This window comes from Streptomyces sp. HSS9-12 (assembly GCF_054963655.1).
Map to the genome: position 1 here is coordinate 16,796 of NZ_JBUEGC010000048.1, position 14,845 is coordinate 31,640.

At 71.5% G+C, this 14,845-nt stretch carries 10 protein-coding genes and 4 pseudogenes; 5 read left to right on the top strand and 9 right to left on the bottom strand.

All coding sequences use genetic code 11. The annotated features are described in order from the left end of the window. Window positions 1–18: 18 nt before the first annotated feature. The 4 genes and pseudogenes from ACY34J_RS22810 to ACY34J_RS22825 all read left to right on the top strand — a co-directional run bounded on the left by ACY34J_RS22810 (window position 19) and on the right by ACY34J_RS22825 (window position 3,745). Window positions 19–666, top strand: coding sequence for an amino acid ABC transporter permease (locus tag ACY34J_RS22810; protein ID WP_462728475.1), 648 nt, complete (start codon window positions 19–21; stop codon window positions 664–666). Next, entirely contained in the window at window positions 663–1,565 is a 903-nt protein-coding gene (locus tag ACY34J_RS22815; protein WP_462728476.1) for an amino acid ABC transporter permease, read from the top strand. The genes ACY34J_RS22810 and ACY34J_RS22815 overlap by 4 nt, the downstream gene beginning before the upstream one ends. 142 nt (window positions 1,566–1,707) lie before the next feature. Then, window positions 1,708–3,360, top strand: a complete 1,653-nt coding sequence (locus ACY34J_RS22820) for an FAD-dependent monooxygenase (RefSeq protein WP_462728477.1) — start codon at window positions 1,708–1,710, stop codon at window positions 3,358–3,360. Then, window positions 3,357–3,745, top strand: a pseudogene (locus ACY34J_RS22825) (rhodanese-like domain-containing protein). Before ACY34J_RS22820 ends, ACY34J_RS22825 begins: the two are co-directional and overlap by 4 nt. Before the next feature lie 37 nt (window positions 3,746–3,782). Here ACY34J_RS22825 and recX read toward each other — a convergent pair. The 9 genes and pseudogenes from recX to ACY34J_RS22870 form a co-directional block, all read right to left on the bottom strand. Then, window positions 3,783–4,412, bottom strand: a complete 630-nt coding sequence (gene recX, locus ACY34J_RS22830; protein WP_462728478.1) for a recombination regulator RecX — start codon at window positions 4,410–4,412, stop codon at window positions 3,783–3,785. A gap of 6 nt (window positions 4,413–4,418) precedes the next feature. Further along, window positions 4,419–5,009, bottom strand: coding sequence for a hypothetical protein (locus ACY34J_RS22835; RefSeq protein ID WP_462728497.1), 591 nt, complete (start codon window positions 5,007–5,009; stop codon window positions 4,419–4,421). Window positions 5,010–5,180: 171 nt separating this feature from the next. Next, window positions 5,181–6,044: pseudogene (locus ACY34J_RS22840) on the bottom strand (LAGLIDADG endonuclease); the annotation flags it as partial. After that, window positions 6,036–6,647, bottom strand: a pseudogene (recA, locus tag ACY34J_RS22845) (recombinase RecA); the annotation flags it as partial. The pseudogenes ACY34J_RS22840 and recA, both read right to left, overlap by 9 nt. 185 nt (window positions 6,648–6,832) lie before the next feature. After that, window positions 6,833–8,014 carry an AI-2E family transporter gene (locus ACY34J_RS22850; protein WP_462728479.1) on the bottom strand — a complete coding sequence of 394 codons (1,182 nt, stop codon included), beginning with the start codon at window positions 8,012–8,014 and terminating at the stop codon, window positions 6,833–6,835. A gap of 60 nt (window positions 8,015–8,074) precedes the next feature. Then, complete coding sequence (locus tag ACY34J_RS22855) at window positions 8,075–8,269, bottom strand: DUF3046 domain-containing protein (RefSeq protein ID WP_462728480.1); 195 nt, start codon at window positions 8,267–8,269, stop codon at window positions 8,075–8,077. A 231-nt stretch (window positions 8,270–8,500) separates the two neighbouring features. Continuing rightward, on the bottom strand, window positions 8,501–8,809 hold the full coding sequence (locus ACY34J_RS22860) for an AzlD domain-containing protein (RefSeq protein ID WP_462728481.1): 309 nt from the start codon (window positions 8,807–8,809) through the stop codon (window positions 8,501–8,503). Then, window positions 8,806–9,555 (bottom strand): AzlC family ABC transporter permease, encoded by a 750-nt coding sequence (locus ACY34J_RS22865; RefSeq protein WP_462728482.1) that lies wholly within the window; start codon window positions 9,553–9,555, stop codon window positions 8,806–8,808. Before ACY34J_RS22865 ends, ACY34J_RS22860 begins: the two co-directional genes overlap by 4 nt. Window positions 9,556–9,730: 175 nt before the next feature. Beyond that, window positions 9,731–9,919 (bottom strand): annotated as a pseudogene (locus ACY34J_RS22870) (AraC family ligand binding domain-containing protein); the annotation flags it as partial. Window positions 9,920–10,016: 97 nt separating this feature from the next. Here ACY34J_RS22870 and ACY34J_RS22875 point away from each other — a divergent pair. Next, the gene (locus ACY34J_RS22875) at window positions 10,017–14,783 is read left to right on the top strand and encodes an ATP-dependent helicase (RefSeq protein ID WP_462728483.1); all 4,767 of its coding nucleotides are present in this window, start codon (window positions 10,017–10,019) and stop codon (window positions 14,781–14,783) included. Window positions 14,784–14,845: the final 62 nt, after the last annotated feature.

Sequence of the window (14,845 nt, forward strand, 5' to 3'; positions counted from 1 at the left end):
GCCCGACGCGGAGACCTCATGAACGTACTGCTCGACTACTGGCCGGAATTCCGCGCCGGCTTCATAGGAACCGTCTCGATCACGGCGGTCAGCGCGGTGATTGCGCTCGTGCTCGGCGTACTCATAGCCGGCTTCCGCGTTTCCCCTGTCCCGCCGCTGCGGTTCTTCGGTTCGGCCTGGGTCACGCTGCTGCGCAACACCCCGCTGACCCTGCTCTTCCTGGTCGCGACCTTCGTCGTGCCGGAGATCCTCTTCCCCGGTCTGAGCCCCTTCCTGCTCGCCGCCCTCGCGCTCGGCTTCTACACCTCCTCCTTCATCTGTGAGGCGGTGCGCTCCGGTATCAACACCGTGCCGCTCGGCCAGGCCGAGGCCGCCCGCAGCATCGGTATGACCTTCGGTCAGACTCTGCGCCTGATCGTGCTGCCGCAGGCCACCCGGACCGTGCTGCCGCCGCTGAGCAGCATCTTCATCGCGCTCACCAAGAACTCCGCGATCGCGGGCGCCTTCAGCGTCACCGAGCTGTTCGGGGTGCAGAAGCTGCTCAGCGACAAGGGCTACAACATCGTCCCGATCTTCTTCTGGGTCACCTGCGGCTATCTGATCGTCACCTTCGCCATCAGCGGCGTCTTCCGGCTGCTGGAGCGCCGACTGGAGGTCGCCCGATGAGCGCCAGCGTTCTCTACGACGCACCCGGTCCCAAAGCCGTCGTCCGCAACCGCATCTACGGGGTGCTTGGCACCGCCGCCATCCTCGGGCTGATCGCCGTCAGCGTCGTACGCCTCTACGACAAGGGGCACTTCGCCCCCGAGATGTGGGACATCTTCAACTACGCCGGCATCCGGCAGAACATCCTCGACGGTGTCATCGCCACGCTCAAGGCGTTCGGGATCGCCGCAGTGGGCTCCCTGGTGCTGGGCGTCATCCTGGCCGTGAGCCGGCTCTCCGAGCACCGGCCCATCAGCTGGCTGGCCACCGGCTTCATCGAGGTCTTCCGGTCCGTCCCGCTGCTCATCACCATCTACGCGGTGTGGGTGGGCTTCCTGTCCGACTACTCGATGTGGGCCCTGGCCCTCGGGCTGACGATCTACAACGGCTGTGTACAGGCCGAGGTGCTGCGCGCCGGAGTCAACGCGGTGCCCAAGGGCCAGCGTGAGGCGGCGTACGCCCTGGGTTTGCGCAAGAGCCAGGTCATGACCAGTGTCCTGCTGCCCCAGGCCGTGCGGGCCATGATGCCGACGATCATCAGCCAGCTGGTGGTGACGCTGAAGGACACCTCGCTCGGCTTCATCATCCTCTACCCGGAGCTGCTGCAGAGCGCGCGGCTGATCGCCAGCAACACCCTGGTCAACGGCCTCTACCCCTACGTCTCGACCATCACGGTCATCGGCGTCATCTATATCGCGATGTGTCTGGCGCTCTCCGGTCTCGCCAACTGGATCGAGAAGCGCGGGCGGCGTACGAAGACCGGTATCGCGGTGGCCGCGGCCGCCCAACCGGTCGTGGACATGGGTGGTCATGTCGATACGCCCGACATCCCCGAAGGGCCCACTGACAAGGCAAACTGACGACATATAGGCAGCGGCGACCGCGCCGCTGCCTACGTCACTTGACGCAAGCACCCGCAGTGGGTTGCATACGTTCTGTGATCGTGCACCGGGCCCCAACTGCCAGCTCCCGCAAGACCCGACCGGTCGAAGGAGCCGCGCCGTGGACCCGGTGATCGTCGTCGGGGCGGGGCCTGTCGGTCTGTCCCTCGCTCTTGCCCTCACCCGCAACGGCGTGCCCGTCGTCGTCCTCGACGAGGGCGCGGGGCAGGAGGACGCGCGCCCCGCCCGTACCGCCGTGCTCCGGCAGGACACCGCGGACTTCCTCGCACGGCTCGACTGCGTCGCGCCGCCGTCCGCCACACAGGACGATGGGTGGACGGCATGGCGGACGATGCGGCGGCGGCAGCTGCTGCGCCGGGTGGAGTTCAGCGCTGACGGCTCTGCCGGGGTACAAGCGCCGCCCCTGCATCTGCCGCAGCATGTACTGACCCGGCGGCTGCGGGCAGCCCTCGAAGAGGAAAGCCTCGCCCAGATCGCCACCGGCAGCCCGCTCGACTCCCTGGAACAGGACGAGAGCGGCGTCACCGCACACACCCGCGGCCTGTCGGGCACCTGGTGGCGAGGCAGCTATCTGGTCGGCTGCGACGGCGCGCGGTCCACCGTCCGCAAGCTCCTGGACGTCCGATTCCCGGGGCGTACGGCCGTCGAACGGCACGCCGTGGCAGTGCTGCGCACCGAGCTGCCCTGGCCCGGGGAGGCCGTGCTGCACCGGTCGCCGCCCCGCACCGGGGAAGTCCGCGCGGAGGTGACGGCCCGTCCGCTGCCGGACGGCACCTGGCGGATCGACTGGCTGCTGCCGCCGCGCGGCGACCTCGTCACGCCGGACATGCTCGTCGCCCGGATCCGCGACACCCTCGCGCTGTGGTGCGGCGACGTCGTCCCGCCATACGAGCTGCTGGACACCGGCGTGCACACCGTGCACCACCGGCTCGCCCGGAACTGGCGGGTCGGCCGCGCCTTCCTCGCCGGGGACGCCGCCCATCTGCTGGGCGCGCTCGGCACACAGCAGCTCGACGAGGGACTGCGTGACGCCGCCAATCTCGCCTGGAAGCTGGCGCTGGCCTGGCACCGCAGCGCTCCCGACACGCTGCTCGACAGCTACCAGGCCGAGCGCCGCGGGGCGGTCGGGGCACGGCTGCGCGTGGCTGACGAGGCGCTCGCACAGCTGCGGGCCGACGGCAGCTGGCCAACCGTACGCCGCGCCCTGCCGGGGGCGGCCCGCGGGCATGACGCGCTGCTGACCGACAGCCATCTGGGCCACGGTCTGCTGGGCGCACTCCCGGTGTACGCACGCTCCCCGCTCACGCCTCCCGCGCCGGCCAGTGCCGTGCCGGTGGACACGGCGCCCGGTGCCCAGGTGGCGGATGTGGAGGTGACCGCGCCGGACGGCTCGCCGGCCCGGCTGCGGGACCGGCTCGGCCGCGGCATGCTGGTGGTCCTGATCGCCCCCGGGACAGGAGTGTGGGAACGGAAGCACTGGCTGCGCGCCGGGCTGATGCCACGGCTCGCGGCCGCGGTCACCGCTCTTCCCGTACGGGCCGAACTGCTCGTCGCCGAGGGGTACCCGGGCGCCCCCGCGCACACCGTGCTGCTCGTACGGCCGGACGGGCATCTGGTCGCGGCGATGTCCGGCGTGCGACCGGCGGATCTGTACGCGTGCGCCGACCGGGCCCGCGGGGGTACGTCGGTCCCTCCGCAGGCCACGGTAGAGCGCGGGACGGATTCCGCGCGGAAGGCATCGACGCACGGCTGACCGAACCGCCCAGCTGGAAACAGGCCCGTTCGGAACTGGACCGGCTCTGCCCGCGGGAGGCCGCCGATGCGGCGGCGTCGGGCGCGCTGCTGGTCGACATACGGTATGCCGCGCTGCGCGAGCGCGACGGCACCATCCCCGGTGCGCTGGTCGTCGAGCGCAACGAGCTGGAGTGGCGGCTGGACCCGCTGTGCGACTACCGGCTCCCCGAGGCGCCGACCACGATCTGACCGTTGTGGTGGTGTGCAACGAGGGCTACGCGTCCGGCCTCGCGGCGGTGTCCTTGCGGCAGTTGGGCCTGCACCGGGCTACGGATCTGGACGGCGGATTCCAGGCGTGGCGGGCAGCGGGCCTGCCCGTGGTGGTGCCATCCGCCGCGCGCTGACGGCGGCATCCCGGCGGTCGGAGCCCTGGCCGCCGGGTCAGAGGTCAGGCAGATGCTGCTCCAGCAACTCCGGGTCCTCGCCCTCCTCTTCCAGCGCGCGCCGTACGACCCGCAGGGCCAGCCCCTCGGAGTAGCCCTTGCGGGCCAGCATCCCGGCCAGCCGACGGATGCGCTTCTCGCGGTCGAGGCCGCGCGTGGTGCGCAGCTTGCGCTCGATGAGCTGCCGGGCGGTCTCTTCCTCCTGCTCGGGGTCGAGCTGTCCGACGGCCTCGTCGATCAGCGCCGAGTCCACGCCCTTGGTCCGCAGTTCGCGGGCGAGGGCGCGGCGGGCGAGGCCCCGGCTGTGGTGGCGCGACTCCACCCATGCCTCGGCAAAGGCGGCATCGTCGATCAGCCCGACGTCCTCGAACCGGGCCAGCACCTCGTGCACCACATCGCCGGAAATGCCGCGCTTGTGCAGGGCGTCGGCAAGCTGCCTGCGGGTGCGCGGGGTTCCGGTGAGCAGACGCAGGCAGATCGCCCGCGCCTGCTCCTCCGGTGTGCGCGGTGCCCCCTGCTCGGCCCTCGACGAGCAGAGGCCACCGCTGTCTGCGCGTGCTCCCTCGGGGGGCGCTGCCGCTGGGGGTGCCCCCATACCGCTGTCTCCCCAGTCGGTCCGCCGCGTCACGGCCGGCTAGCTCTTGGCCGCGGCGGCCTTGGTGGCCTTGGTGGCCTTGGCCGCTGGGGCGGACACCGCCTTCGCCGGCGCGGCCTGCTCCGCCGCGGCACCCGCTGCCGCGTCCGCGCCGGGCTCCGCCACCGGGTCCTGCGGCTTCACCCCGATGCCCAGCTTCTCCTTGATCTTCTTCTCGATCTCGTTGGCGAGGTCGGGGTTGTCCTTGAGGAAGTTGCGGGCGTTCTCCTTGCCCTGGCCGAGCTGGTCGCCCTCGTAGGTGTACCAGGCACCGGACTTACGGATGAAGCCGTGCTCGACGCCCATGTCGATCAGACCGCCCTCGCGGCTGATGCCCTGGCCGTAGAGGATGTCGAACTCGGCCTGCTTGAAGGGCGGGGCGACCTTGTTCTTGACGACCTTGACGCGGGTGCGGTTGCCGACCGCCTCGGTGCCGTCCTTGAGGGTCTCGATCCGGCGGATGTCCAGGCGGACGGAGGCGTAGAACTTCAGCGCGCGCCCGCCAGTCGTGGTCTCCGGGCTGTTGTGGACCATGACGCCGTCCACAAAGTAGTTGTGCGTACCGTCGATCTCGATGTCGAACTTCTTCATCGAGCGGGTCGGCGGCTTGACGCGGATGTCCAGCACTCGTGCAGGGACCAGCCGTTGGGTCTCCTCCTCGAACTCCGGCTCGACTGCGAACTGTCCCTGGTAGCGCGGCAGCAGCTTGTAATCCATGGAGGGGTGGATGTACGGAGCCACCATCTCATGGAACCGGGCCGAGGATTCAGTACTGAACGTCAGCACTGCCACCTGCCGCTCGCCTGCGAAACGCACCTTCACGTCGAGCCCATGAGTGTCCCGCAGGTAATCGACGATGCGCTCGCGAGAACCCTCACTCAGTGCCTCAACACAGATCTCGACACGGCGGCCGCTGCCGCCCTCGGTGCGGGCCTGAACGCCCTTGGAACGCAATGCGAAGCCGCCGTCGTCCATGTACCAGATGGCAAGTGCCAAGGGCGTCAGAGCCTTCAGGTACTCCCACGTGATGTGCTTTTTACCGTCGCCGAAGTAGACGACCTGGCGCAGCTCGTCGAGTTCCGGGAGCGGGGTGAAATCGGCGAAGACCGCACCCTTCTCGTTCTTCGTACGACTGCATGGGATGGTGCCGAGGAGCGAGACCTTCCAGTCGAGGTAGTCAGCTTGCTGGGCCCCGTGCCCCATCCTGAAGCGCACCCCAGTGCGCCCACGACGGTTCGGCGAGAGATTTCCATCGCCCAAGATCGAGCCCAGCACCACCTGGAACTGCTGGTCGCTGAGCCGCTTCGGCTCGGCCACCAGAACCCGGTCGCCGGCGATGAGCTCACCGGCCTCGCGCCATCCGCCGGGGGTACGGACCAGGTGGTTCTCCGTCGCAGCGAACTGCGCCTTGCCATTTCCACCGGACTTGGCGACGGTGAACTGCAGAAACCGCTCGGCGTTGCCGTTATCGAACCAGTTGGTGATCCGTCGAGGCACGATCCGGTCGGTCTCCGGGTCGTATGACAGGACCTCGACGTCCATCTTCTGATTGACGATCTTGCCGATCTTCTCCTGCGTGCCGTCCGCGAGCGTCACGCGTGTCCCGTAGGACATGCAGCCGAACATGACGCCGACCTTCTCGCGGAGCTGGTTGATGAAGATCGCGGTGGTCTTGGACTGGTTCAGCGCGCCCGTGATCTTGCGAAGCGCCTGGCTCATGAGCCGTGCCTGGAGGCCGACGTGGGAGTCGCCCATCTCGCCCTCGATTTCCGCGCGCGGCACCAGGGCGGCGACGGAGTCGATGACGATGAGGTCGAGCGCGCCGGAGCGGACCAGCATGTCGGTGATCTCGAGCGCCTGCTCGCCGTTGTCCGGCTGGGAGAGGATCAGCGAGTCGATGTCCACGCCGAGCTTCTTGGCGTACTCGGGGTCCAGGGCGTGCTCGGCGTCGACGAACGCGACCGTGCCGCCGGCGCGCTGGGCGTTGGCCACGGCGTGCAGCGTCAGGGTCGTCTTACCGGAGGACTCCGGGCCGTAGACCTCCACGACCCGGCCGCGCGGCAGGCCGCCGACACCGAGGGCGACGTCGAGAGCGGTCGAACCGGTGGGGATGACCTCGATGGGCTCGTTCGGCCGCTCCCCCAGACGCATGACGGCGCCCTTGCCGAATTGCCGTTCAATCTGCGCGAGCGCGGCGTCGAGCGCCTTCTCGCGGTCGGTTCCTGCCATGGGTTCCACCCGGTTTGCTTGAGTCGATCGCTTCACGTCCACGACGCTAACGCCTGCCACTGACAATGCGCCCGGGCGTCGTGCGGCCTGTGGAAAACCCGGCCGCCAGACCATAAGAATGGATGTTCGATTTTGGTGTCAAGCGCACCACAGGCCCCAGGCGTTGGGGCCTCCCGGCCGGCCCGTCAGCGGCTACGGCGCAGCGCCCGCCGCATCCGTACCAGAGCCGTGACGCCGCGGCCGCGGCGCGGCCGGCCGTGCACCCTCGGGTCGTCCGTCACGTCGTAGCGCTTCACATACGCCCCGAGGAAGGCCTGCAGCGTCGCGGTCGCCGGGATGGCGATGAGCGCGCCCACGGCGCCCAGCAGGGCAGTGCCCGCGACCACCGAGCCGAAGGCGACGGCCGGGTGGATGTCCACGGTCCGGGCGGTGATGCGCGGCTGCAGCAGATAGTTCTCGAACTGCTGGTAGATCACGACGAAGCCGAGCACCCACACCGCGTACCAGGGGTTCACGGTGAAGGCGAGCAGCATCGGCAGAGCTCCTGCCAGATAGGTGCCGATCGTCGGGATGAACTGCGAGACCACGCCGACCCACACCGCCAGCGCCGGCGCGTAGGGAACGCCCAGGATCTGCAGCAGGATGTAGTGCGCGACCCCGGAGATCAGCGCCATCAGGGCGCGCGAGTAGAGGTAACCGCCGGTCTTGGCCACCGCGATCTCCCAGGCGCGCAGCACCTCGGCCTGCCGGGCCGGCGGCAGGACGGAGCACAGAGCACGTCGCAGCCGGGGCCCGTCGGCCGCGAAGTAGAACGAGAACAGCGCCACGGTGAGGATTTTGAACAGCCCGCCGAGGACGGTCGCCGATACATCCAGGACGCCGGACGCGTTGTTCTGCACATACTTCTTCAGCCAGGCCGAGCGGAGCAGGCTGTCCTGGATCTCCAGGCGGGACAGGCTCGTGTGGAACGTGGAGTTGATCCAGTTGATCACCGAGTCCAGGTACGAGGGGAAGTGCTCCACCATGGTCACGATCTGGTCCGCCAGCATCGAACCCAGGAGGATGACGAACCCCGCGAAGAACACCGCGATGCCGGAGAAGACGGTCGCGGTGGCGAGGCCACGGCGCACTCCCCTGGCCGCCATCCGGTCCACGGCGGGCTCGACCGCGAGCGCCAGGAAGAACGCGATCAGGATGTTCAGGAGCAGCCCGATGAGCTGGTGGAGGGCCCAGCTCGCGAACTGAAAGCAGGCCACGAGGGCAAGCGCCAGCACCATGGCCCGCGGCAGCCAGCGCGGCATCCGGTCGCGGGGGGCCGCGGGCGGATTCGGTCGGGTGTCGTCCGGGAGAGTGTCGTCTGCTGCCACCCGGCAAGTGTGTCGTACCCCGCGGGCCGGCTCCCCCGCCGACCTCGGAACGGCCGCGGCTCAGCGCTTGTCGGCGGGGATCTCCATGGCCGCGCAGACTCCGCGCCACACGTCCTTGGCGTCCCACCCGGCTGCCAGCGCCTGGTACACGGTCCGGCCTCCGAGCTCGGTCATCACATGGTCGCGGGCGAAGGAGTCGGCGTACGCATCACCGAAGTAGTCCGCCATCCGCTGCCAGAACACCGTCAACCGCATGCGCTCAGTATCCCGCTATCCCGCTCCGGGAAGGCAGCCACGCCCGTGCCTCCCGCCGACGGGCACGGCCGCGCGCCGGAGCCCGGTCTGCGCGGCCCGGCCGGCCAGCCGCCGCACGCCGCGTACGCCCTGTCCGTCCTTGACGGCATCGGACGCTGCGGCCGGCAGCGGGTGGAGCGCGCGTGCCGCCGTCTGACCGCGATCTCGACGAGGACGCGGCCGACGGGGCGGCTATCCGCCCAGCGCGCGTATGGCCGCTGTGACCACCACCGCGACGGCGACCACCAGCAGGAAGGGGGCGCGCAGCAGCAGTGCGAGCGCCGCTGCCGCAAGCCCCGCCGCGCGGGCGTCCAGCACCAGCACGCTGCCGTCGCTGAACGTCTGCTGGGCGGTGAGCGCGGCCAGCAGGGCGACGGGCAGGAGGGCGGCGAGCCGCTTGACCAGAGGGCGTTCGAGCGCCCCGGCCGGTACGGACAGGCCGAGCAGCTTGACCAGGTAGCAGCCGACAGCGGTCAGCCCGATGGCGATCCAGGTACTCACCGGGCCTTCCCCTCCCGGACATTGCCGTCACGGACCTGGGACGCGCGCCCTCGCAGCGCGAGCACGACAGGCGCGGCCAGCGCCGCCACCAGCACCGGCACGCCGGCCGGCAGCAGCTGCACACAGCCGAGCACCAACACCACCGCCAGTCCGGCGACCGCGCGCTCGACCGTCGTGCGCAGCATGGGCGCGAGCAGGGCGAGGAAGACGGCGGGACCCGCAGCGTCCAGTCCCCAGGCCTTCGGGTCGCCCAGAGCGGAGGCCCCGAGCGCCCCGAGCAGGGTGGTGAGGTTCCAGAGCAGGTAGAGGCTCACACCGGTGACGGTGAAGCCGATCCGGGCGCGGCGCCGGTCGGTCTGCGCCAGTGCGACGGCGGAAGTCTCGTCGATCACCCAGTGCGCTGCGAGCGGGCGCACGGCGCGCGGCAGGCTCAGCAGCTGCGAGAGGCGCAGCCCGTAGAAGGCGTTGCGCACCCCGAGGAAGAAGGCCCCGGCCGCGGCGGTGAACGGGTTGCCGCCCGCGGCGAGCGCGCCGACCAGGGCGAACTGCGAGGCACCGGTGAAGACGAGCAGGCTGAGCGCACAGGTTTGCAGGAGGGTGAGGCCGGAGCCCGCGGAGGTCACGCCGAAGGCGAAGCCGGACAGACCGACGGCGACGCCGACGCCGAGCGCGTCCCGCACCACCGCCGCGTCCGGGCGCGGCGCCGGTTCTGTAGGTATCTCTGCCTGTGCTGTCTGTTGTGCCACGCCCGCATTCTAGGAACTCGGCGCGGCGGGTCTTGTACGTTCTTGCGCCCGCGGCGCCCGCCGCGGGCGGAGCCTTTAGGCCGCCCGCTCACGCTGTACGCCCCGGGCGGCACCCCGACGATGCGGCTGAAGTGCCGGGTCATCCCAAGTTCGGGTGATCGCCGGACCGGACCGGGCCGGCACGCTCGAGCGTCCCCCGGTGGTGGAAGGCCTCGACACCTTCGGTGATCGCGGCGACGACGAACGACTCGTGGGTGCGCCGGACGAAGGCCTTGCGGACGTACCGGGCGCGCAGCAGGTCGACGCCCGGCAGCCCGGGGTACTGCCAGTGCCGCGCGCTCTCCCGCCTGCCCCGCTGTCCCACCCGGCCATTGTGCCTGAGCCCCGGATCCTCGCCGAAAGGGCCTGTGACCTGCGAGGCCGGTCGATTGTCGGTGGCGGGGTGCACGATGGAGGGCACGATGAAAGACACAGACGACCCGATCTCGGCCCTCGACACCTTCTCCCCCGCGACACGCGCCTGGTTCACGGGGGCCTTCAGCGCGCCCACCGCCGCGCAGGCGGGCGCCTGGCGGGCGATCAACGAGGGTTCGGACGTGCTGGTCGTCGCCCCGACCGGCTCGGGCAAGACGCTTGCCGCGTTCCTCGCGGCCCTGGACCGGCTGGCGAGCGTGCCGCCGCCTGCCGAGCCGAAGAAGCGCTGCCGTGTGCTGTACGTCTCACCGCTCAAGGCCCTGGCGGTGGACGTGGAGCGCAACCTGCGCAGCCCCCTGACGGGGATCCGGCACGAGGCCGTGCGCCTCGGCCTGCCCGAGCCGGAGGTGCGGGTGGCCATCCGCTCCGGCGACACCCCGGCCGCCGAGCGCCGCTCGATCGCCAACCGTCCGCCGGACATCCTGATCACCACCCCCGAGTCGCTGTTCCTGATGCTCACCTCCTCGGCGCGGGACGCCCTGAGCGGCGTGGAGACGGTCATCCTGGACGAGGTGCACGCCGTCGCGGGCACCAAGCGCGGCGCGCACCTGGCCGTATCGCTGGAGCGGCTGGATCAGCTCCGCTGTGCTGAATCTGCGCGGCTCCGCCACGACCGCCCGGCGCGGCGGATCGGGCTGTCGGCGACCGTACGGCCCGTCGAGGAAGTCGCGCGCTTTCTCTCGCCCCAGCGCCGGGTGACGATCGTGCAGCCGCCGTCCGCCAAGGAGTTCGACCTGTCGGTGGTCGTTCCGGTGGAGGACATGGGCGAGCTGGGCGGCTCCCCGGCCTCGGACCCGGAGTCCGGGGGAAACGGTGAGAAGCCCTCGATCTGGCCGCATGTGGAGGAGCGGATCGCGGATCTGGTGGAGGGGCATCGCTCCACGATCGTCTTCGCCAACTCCCGCCGCCTCGCCGAGCGGCTGTGCAACCGGCTCAACGAGATCGCGTACGAGCGGGCCGTGGGCGAGCCCCTGCCCGAGCACCACTCTCCGGCCGAGATCATGGCCGAGGCGGGCGCGGCCAAGGGAGCGCCGCCGGTGCTCGCCCGGGCGCACCACGGATCGGTGTCCAAGGAGCAGCGCGCGCTGGTCGAGGAGGACTTGAAGGCGGGCCGGCTGCCCGCCGTCGTCGCCACCTCCAGCCTGGAGCTGGGCATCGACATGGGCGCGGTCGACCTGGTCGTGCAGGTCGAGTCGCCGCCCTCGGTCGCCTCCGGACTGCAGCGGGTCGGCCGCGCGGGCCACCAGGTGGGCGCGGTTTCGACCGGTGTGGTCTTCCCCAAGTACCGGGGCGATCTGGTACAGGCGGCCGTGGTGACCGAGCGGATGCGCGTCGGGGCCATTGAGGCGCTGCGCATCCCGGCCAACCCACTGGACGTTCTGGCCCAGCAGCTCGTGGCGATGACGGCGATGGACAGCTGGGACGTGGACGAGTTGCTGGCGGTGGTGCGGCGGGCGGCCCCGTTCGCGTCGCTGCCGGAGTCGGCGTACACCGCGGTCCTGGACATGCTCGCGGGCCGCTATCCGTCGGACGCTTTCGCCGAGCTGCGGCCGCGCGTGGTGTGGGACCGGGTGGCGGGCACGGTCTCCGGCCGGCCGGGGGCGCAGCGTCTGGCGGTGACCTCGGGCGGCACGATCCCGGACCGCGGCCTGTTCGGGGTCTTCCTCGCCGGGTCCGACCCCAAGAAGGGCGGGGGCCGGGTCGGGGAGCTGGACGAGGAGATGGTCTACGAGTCCCGGGTGGGCGATGTGTTCACGCTGGGCACGACCAGCTGGCGGATCGAGGACATCACCCGCGACCGGGTGCTGGTCTCCCCCGCCCCCGGGGTGCCGGGCCGGCTGCCGTTCTGGAAGGGCGACCAGCTGGGTCGCCCGCTGGAACTGGGCCGCGCGGTGGGCGCGTTCCTGCGCGAGATCGGCGGCCTGGCTCCCGACGACGCCCGGCTGCGGCTGCTCGCGGCGGGGCTGGACGCCTGGGCCGCGGACAACGTGCTCGCGTATCTGGCCGAGCAGCGCCAGGCGTGCGGGCATGTCCCCGACGACCGGACGATCGTCGTGGAGCGGTTCCGGGACGAGCTCGGCGACTGGCGGGTGGTGGTGCACTCGCCGTTCGGCGCCCAGGTGCACGCCCCGTGGGCGCTCGCGCTCGGCTCCCGGCTCTCCGAGCGTTACGGCATGGACGCGCAGGTGATGCACGCCGACGACGGCATCGTGCTGCGGCTGCCCGACGCCGACCTGATGGGCCTCGACCTGCTCGATATGGACTCCGACCCGGCGCGGCGCGGCACGGAGTACGACACCGAGCAGTCCCCGGTCGGTGCCGCCGATGTCGCCTTCGACCAGGGCGAGATCGAACAGATCGTCACCGACCAGGTCGGCGGATCCGCCCTGTTCGCCTCCCGCTTCCGGGAGTGCGCCGCGCGCGCCCTGCTGCTCCCTCGCCGTAACCCGGGCAAGCGCACCCCGCTGTGGCAGCAAAGACAGCGCGCCGCGCAACTGCTGCAGGTCGCGAGCGAGTTCGGCTCGTTCCCGATCGTCCTCGAAGCCGTCCGCGAATGCCTCCAGGACGTCTTCGACGTCCCTGGGCTGCGGGAGCTGATGGGCGACATCGAGGCCCGCCGGGTCCGGCTCGTCGAAGTCACCACCCCCGAGCCGTCCCCGTTCGCGCGCTCCCTCCTGTTCGGCTATGTCGCGCAGTACCTGTACGAGGGCGACTCCCCGCTCGCCGAACGCCGCGCCGCCGCCTTGTCGCTGGACTCCCGTCTGCTGGCCGAGCTGCTGGGCCAGGCCGAGCTGCGCGAGCTGCTCGACGCCGAGGTGCTGGCCGGGCTGGAGCGCGAGCTGCAGTGGCTGACCGAGGACCGCCGCGTCAAGGACCGCGAAGGGGTCGCCGACGCGCTCCGCGTCCTCGGCCCGCTCACCGACGCCGAGCTGGCCGAACGCGGGGCCGAAGCGTCATGGCTGCGGGAGCTGGCGGACGCCCGCCGCGCCATCCGGGTGCGGATCGCCGGAGCCGGCCACTGGGCGGCCGTGGAGGACGCCGGCCGGCTCAGGGACGCGCTGGGCACGGCACTGCCGGTTGGCGTGCCCGAGGCGTTCACCGAACCGGTCAAGGATCCTCTCGGCGACCTGCTGGCCCGCTATGCCCGCACGCACGGCCCGTTCACCTCCGCGGAAGCCGCCGAGCGCTTCGGGCTGGGAACGGCCGTCACGGACGGGGCCCTGCACCGCCTCGCCGCCGCGGGCCGGGTCGTTCAGGGCGAGTTCCATCCGGCCGGCATCGGCCAGGAGTGGTGCGACAGCGGCGTGTTGCGCCGACTGCGGCGCCGCTCCCTGGCGGCGCTCCGGGAGGAAATGGAGCCGGTGCCGCCCGCGGCGCTCGCCTCCTTCCTCCCCCAGTGGCAGCACGTGGGCACCCGCAGCCTGCGCGGCATCGACGGGCTGGTGCGCGCCATCGAGCAATTGCAGGGCGCCGCCGTTCCGGCCTCGGCGCTGGAAAAGCTGGTGCTGCCGTCCCGGGTCGCCGACTACTCCCCCGCGATGCTCGACGAGCTGACCGCCGCCGGAGAGGTCGTGTGGTGCGGCGCCGGAGCCCTGCCCGGCAAGGACGGCTGGGTGTCACTGCTGCTCGCCGACAGCGCACCCCTGCTGCTGCCCCCGCCCCACCCGCTCGAGATCGGCCCGCTGCACCAGGCGGTGCTCGACGCGCTCTCCGGCGGTTACGGCCTGTTCTTCCGCCAGATCGCCGACCAGGTCCGCGCCACGGATCCCGGCGTCACCGACCAGCAACTGGCCGAGATCATATGGGATCTGGCCTGGTCCGGCCGGCTCACCAACGACACCCTGGCCCCGCTCCGCTCTCTGCTGGGCTCCGGCCGTACCGCGGGCGCCACGGCCCACCGGGCAAAGCGCTCCGTCCCCCGCGGCCGCTACGGATCGTTCACGAGCCTCGCCCCCCGTACGGTCCGCGGCACCGCCTCCCGGTCCGGCCCGCCGACCGTCGCGGGCCGCTGGTCGCTGCTCACGGAGCGGGAGACCGATCCCACCCACCGCGCGCACGCGCTGGCTCATACGCTTCTGGACCGGCATGGCGTGGTCACACGTGGCGCGGTCGCCGCCGAGGGCGTGGAGGGCGGCTTCGCAGCCGCGTACCGCGTTCTGTCCGCCTTCGAGGACAGCGGGCAGGCCCGCCGTGGCTATGTCGTGGAGGGGCTGGGCGCCGCACAGTTCGCGATGGACGGGGCCGTCGACCGCCTGCGGGCGGTGGCCACCGCTCGCGACCGCCAGGCGGCGGAGAGCCCGGAAGGCCCGTACGCCCCCGGTGGCGGATGGGCCGGAGGCCGGGGAGACCGGGCGGCCAACGGCAGGGCCACTGTCCTGGCCGCCGCCGATCCGGCCAATGCGTACGGCGCGGCGCTGCCGTGGCCGGAGCCGCCGACCGGAGCCGGCCACAAGCCGGGCCGCAAGGCGGGTGCGCTGGTCGTGCTGGTCGACGGCGACCTCGTGCTCTATGTGGAGCGGGGCGGCAAGTCTCTGCTGGCCTGGCCGGGGCCCGACGCCGACGCCCCGGAGGCCGACGCCCGGCTGCACCTGGCGGCCGAGGCGCTGGCGCACGCCGCCCGAGACGGGGCGCTGGGCACCGTCACCGTGGAGCGCGCCAACGGCTCTCCCGCCCTGTCGTCGCCCATAGGCCGCGCCCTGGAGGCTGCGGGCTTCCACCCGACCCCCCGGGGACTGCGCCTGCGCCCGCTCTGAGGCGGAAGCCACGGCCGAAGACTTTCCCGGTCTGCGGCGAGAAAGCGACCGTCCTTGGAGCG